The 2,843-nt window shown below is 53.4% G+C and carries 1 protein-coding gene and 1 tRNA gene; one reads left to right on the forward strand and one right to left on the reverse strand.

All coding sequences use genetic code 11. The features are described from left to right. Positions 1–531: 531 nt before the first annotated feature. The gene (locus NKI41_RS32870) at positions 532–1,518 is read left to right on the forward strand and encodes an NAD-dependent epimerase/dehydratase family protein (protein ID WP_352687179.1); all 987 of its coding nucleotides are present in this window, start codon (positions 532–534) and stop codon (positions 1,516–1,518) included. 947 nt (positions 1,519–2,465) lie between these two features. Here the strand turns inward: NKI41_RS32870 and NKI41_RS32875 are convergent. Further along, a tRNA-Gln gene (locus NKI41_RS32875) sits at positions 2,466–2,540 on the reverse strand. Between the last annotated feature and the right edge of the window lie 303 nt (positions 2,541–2,843).

A 2,843-nucleotide genomic window follows, 5' to 3' on the forward strand; every position in this document is an offset into this window, starting at 1 on the left:
AAACCTTTCACTTGGACCGCCGACCCCGACAAAATCATCGCTGCCGTCAACCGTGGGCACCAAGGGTTAGATTCCATCCACTAGGATGTGCTTTCGACTTTCGACTTTGTTACGCTGGCTTGTGGAGTGCCGCAATCAAGAAGCTCGCTGAGCAGCGGCGCTGTTCGCAATGCCCCCCTTGTGCAAAAAAGCGGCGAAAACGGCTTAGGCCCGTGGATGTGACACAGCACCTGCGCAAACGAGATACTGAGTTTGTACCGAGATCTCTGGGTCGGTATACGAAACAGGCCAGAATAGGCCGTGTCCTTTTTTCGCGAACCACGCGGGGGAATCGCAGAGAAAAATTGCCGACCTCCGCACACGCAGAGTTGCCTATTTGAGCGCGTACTGTGCGCCCGGCTAGCGAAGCGCCATCTGGTGCGGTTCGAAGTGATTGAACGCTAGGACTAGCGATGTTAGTGGTTCGCTCGGCTCCGGGGCAAGATCGGAAAAATGGGTCCGGTGCGCCACTAGCTGTTGAGAGGATTTCGCTTGCCAATTTTAGTCACGGGTGCAGCTGGTTTTATCGGGAGCCACGTTTGCCTGAAGCTTCTCGAACGTGGCGACGACGTTATCGGAGTCGACAATCTAAGCGACTACTATGACCCAATGTTGAAGAAAGCTCGGTTGACTCGCCTGCTCGGACGGCGAGGGTTTTCCTTTCTCAAGATCGATATCGCTGATCCGATGGCGCTTGCGAGAGCCTTAGACGGGCAGGAGATAAATAAGGTCGTTCATCTCGCGGCGCAGGCCGGAGTGCGCCATTCACTTGAAAATCCACGAGCCTATATCCGATCCAATGTCAGCGGTCACCTTGAGATCCTCGAATTTTGCCGTGACCGCCCGGGTTTTGAACACTTGGTGTATGCTTCGTCGAGTTCGGTATATGGCGGCAATCAGAAAGTACCATTTAGCGAGAACGATCGGGTAGATCATCCGGTGTCGCTCTATGCGGCTACGAAAAGGTCGAATGAATTGGTGAGCCATACCTACGCTCATCTCTTCGGTGTGCCACAGACTGGTCTGCGATTTTTCACGGTCTATGGCCCCTTGGGTCGGCCTGACATGGCGTATTGGAAGTTTACTCAGGCTATGCTTGAAGGCAAACCGATCCAGGTGTTCAACAATGGCGAGATGTGGCGCGATTTCACCTATATAGACGACATTGTAGAGACGGTCGTTGCGGTGCTCGACAAGCCCCCGTTGGCAGACGTTCCACCCAGCAGGGTGTACAATGTCGGGAACAATCAGCCTGCTCAGCTCGGTGCTTTCATTGATATTCTGGAAAAACTGTTGGGCGTCAAAGCGAACCGCCAGATCGAGACTATGCAGCCCGGCGATGTAGTGCACACTTTTGCCGACATGACATTGCTAGAGCAAGAATTCGGTTTCAGACCAAAAACGTCGCTGGAAATCGGCTTGGGCAAATTCGTAAGTTGGTACCAATCGGAATGGGCAGAAAGGACAACGGCTTTGTGACTCCGGTAAAGCTGAATTTGCCTTGCGAGGCGGATCGAACCGCCGCAAAGAGCGAGCCCACCAACTCCACTATTATGGGCAATCAGCAAGGCTTATAATGCCCACCGGATTTCTCTGGCTGACCGCACAAAAACCCCTGGGTTATTAATTGCTCCGCGAGATCAGCCCCGTCCTCGGTAAAACATTGGGCAACTATGAAGTTGTTCAGCCGTGGCGCCACAAGGCCATCACAAGGTGTGCCAAGTCCTACAGGCTTACAGGTGACCACCTGGTGCGGAAACCGCGCCATTGCCGCTTCGGACACAAGGTTGTTCATTCCGGCTGGCCTCGTGAAAGCTGCTCCGCATAAGATAACGTGTCTTGATGCGACCGTTATATCTCTAATATCTTTTAGCACCAGCGCGCCCTTAAAAGACGTCAGGTTCTCGTGTCTCACAATAAGCTGTGGTTTTGGTCCGTTCGCTTGCAAGACGGCAAGTATTACCAAAGCAAAAAGCGCAAGAAACATAGATAAAAACGCGTACAGTCGCCAAGACATACTAGAAGTCACCTTTATCTTTACAAGCCAACCTGGCTTATTTGCTGCGGCTAAAACAAACGAGCTCAGAAACAACTAACAATCTCGCTCGCGCAATGGCGACTTGCGAGGATCTTCGGCAATGAGTCATCCCAATAGACGCCCGTCTGTAAGGCAGTGGTATGGCCCAATTTACTACCCATTTAGCAGGGCAGTTGAGGCGCCATCAACCGAGCTACACGGTCAGATCAGACTTGATGCCGACGCGATCGGCAGGCCAGTGGCGTCGTATCAAGGCCTGTGCACCGGCACAACGCTTCAAAATCAAGAACTTGCGACCCGCGGTAAACTCAGAAGCTAATTTTCGATGCGGGTAACTCGATTGTAATTCTGATGCCTAATCCTGCGTCCGGACGACACTTGTGCGCGATGGCTGGGGCGCCAGGATTCGAACCTGGGAATGTCGGTACCAAAAACCGATGCCTTACCACTTGGCGACGCCCCAACAGCCGGGAACGTGCCAGCTGCGCGCGGCCTTATAAGACGAGCCGAGAGAAAGCTCAACGGCCAAGGCGTCAAATGCTTCTTTCGCCGTCTCCCGATGGCAGCCAGGTTCCAATAAGTTTTTGGAATAGAATACCGGCGGCGGCTTGGCGGTCGCATCACTGTCGCGCGCTGACCTGCCACGGGTAATTTCCTCCATCTGAGATTAGAGTCCGGCCTCGATTGAAGGACGGACTGATGAAGAGAAAGCGGTTTACGGAAGAGCAGATCATCGCGGTTCTGCGTGAGCATGAGGCGGGGGCAA

This window comes from Mesorhizobium sp. M0601, from assembly GCF_040320845.1.
Lineage (GTDB): Bacteria > Pseudomonadota > Alphaproteobacteria > Rhizobiales > Rhizobiaceae > Mesorhizobium.